The sequence below is a fragment of the Nonomuraea basaltis genome (genome assembly GCF_005893125.1).
GTDB classification, from domain to species: Bacteria; Actinomycetota; Actinomycetes; order Streptosporangiales; family Streptosporangiaceae; genus Nonomuraea; species Nonomuraea basaltis.
Window position 1 is genome coordinate 1 of record NZ_VCJS01000524.1, and the last position, 1,655, is coordinate 1,655.

1 protein-coding gene is annotated in these 1,655 nt (G+C 64.4%); it reads right to left on the reverse strand.

The features are described 5' to 3' along the window. A partial coding sequence (locus EJK15_RS69140; protein ID WP_138720897.1) for a DNRLRE domain-containing protein occupies positions 1-1,535 on the reverse strand: 1,535 nt, incomplete at its 3' end. Positions 1,536-1,655: the final 120 nt, after the last annotated feature.

The window sequence follows — 1,655 nt, forward strand, 5'->3', positions numbered from 1 at the left end:
GGGGTGGGCGGAGGATCGATCGGGTGGGTGGCCTCGACGGAGGACATGAACTCCTCAGGAGTCATGTCGTCGGGGACGTCCACGCCGACTGCCGAGTCCTCCATCATGTAGTCGGGGGAGTTCTCCCGCTGCAGCAGCGCCGCGGCCTCGTCGATCGAGGACGCCTCTGGGTAGGAGCCGGAGGAGAAGTCGTTGTCGCGGTCGTCCCCGACCGTGGGCTCCTCGACGTACGGCAGGAACATCCCCTTGGCCTGCTTGGGGGACGGCGCTTCATACAAGACGAACAGCACGGGGCCGCGACCATCGACCCCGGCCCATTGGCTGCTGAGGAATTCACGGAAGTTCGAGGTGCCGCTGCTGTCGCCGTAGGCCGCGATCTGCAGGCCGTAATTGGGGGCGCCGCCAGCCCAGGCCCGGACGATGTCCTCGATCGTGTAGTACAGCTCCTGCGAGGGCGCCGAGCAGTTGACGTAGGTGCCGCCGGCCTTCCTGATGCGGCCCACGCCGCCGCCCTTAACCGATTCGTCGTCGATGGTGACAGACGGCTGCCGGTCCCAGCGCAGGTTCACTGAACTGGAGCCGTCAAGCGTCCAGTTGCTGGTGACCCGCCGCACCGCCATCTTGGGCGTTTGGTCTGGGCCGCCGCAGTGCGTGGTGATGTAGTTCCACGGCCGCACATCGGCGTTCAGGATCGGCTGGCCATACCAAGGGGCATTAGACAGGTCGTACTTCAGGTAAGAGCGGTAGATGTAGTAGGTACTCCCCGTCTCCCCATCGAAGTTGTTTCGGCCAGCGAGAAGAGCGTCCATGTACTGCTGGCCGGTGCCTACCGTGAATCGCGAGTCGTTGCTGACGAACGTGTCCACCGGGAATCCCGCCCCGTACCACGGGGTGGGGTCACCCAGCAGCGTGACCGGATACGTCGTCGCCGGATCCGCCAGGAACGCGGCGTCCGGTTCGTAGACGAGGCTATTCCCGTCAAGTGCGGTGTCGACGCTGCTGATCTTGCCGGCTGTGACCGATTCGGTTGCTGTTGCGTCCAGCATTTGGGCTGGGGTGATATCGGCGACCTTCTTACCGTCGTCGAGTACCTCTGCTCGGCCGGATTTGCTGCGGTATGTCAGCCCGGCGCCCGGATCGACTGGCACGCGTAACGTTAGCTGCTTGGTGGGCCGCTGTCTGATGATGATCTTCTGCCGGATGCCAGTCGCCGTGACCTCTAGCACCAGGTCGATGCCCTCACCGTAGGCATCGGCGTATTTTGCCGTGTTGCGCGACAGGGCTGGGGCCGGCAATTTGGCCACGGATGCGACCTGTGCCAGCCCCGTGGGGGTCTTGACGCTCAGCAGGCCGGTGTCGCCTCCGGCGGACAGTTTCACCTCATCCTTGAGCGCCTTCGGCTTGATGACACCACCGTCCTGGACGAGGGTCGCGTCGATCGCCTGCCAGTTTCCCGTGCCGTCCTTGAAGCGAACCGGGGCCGGATAGACGTAGGTGCCCACGGTCTTGCCGTCCGGGTTGGCCACAGTGGTCATGTTCTCGGTGTGCAGGCTGGGAATCTCAACCGGCTTGCTGTGCTTCTTAGCCTCAGCTTTGGCTGCGTCAACAAGGCTGAGGGTCGAGGGCGTGCTGGTAGGGGTGGGAGTGGGGGATGG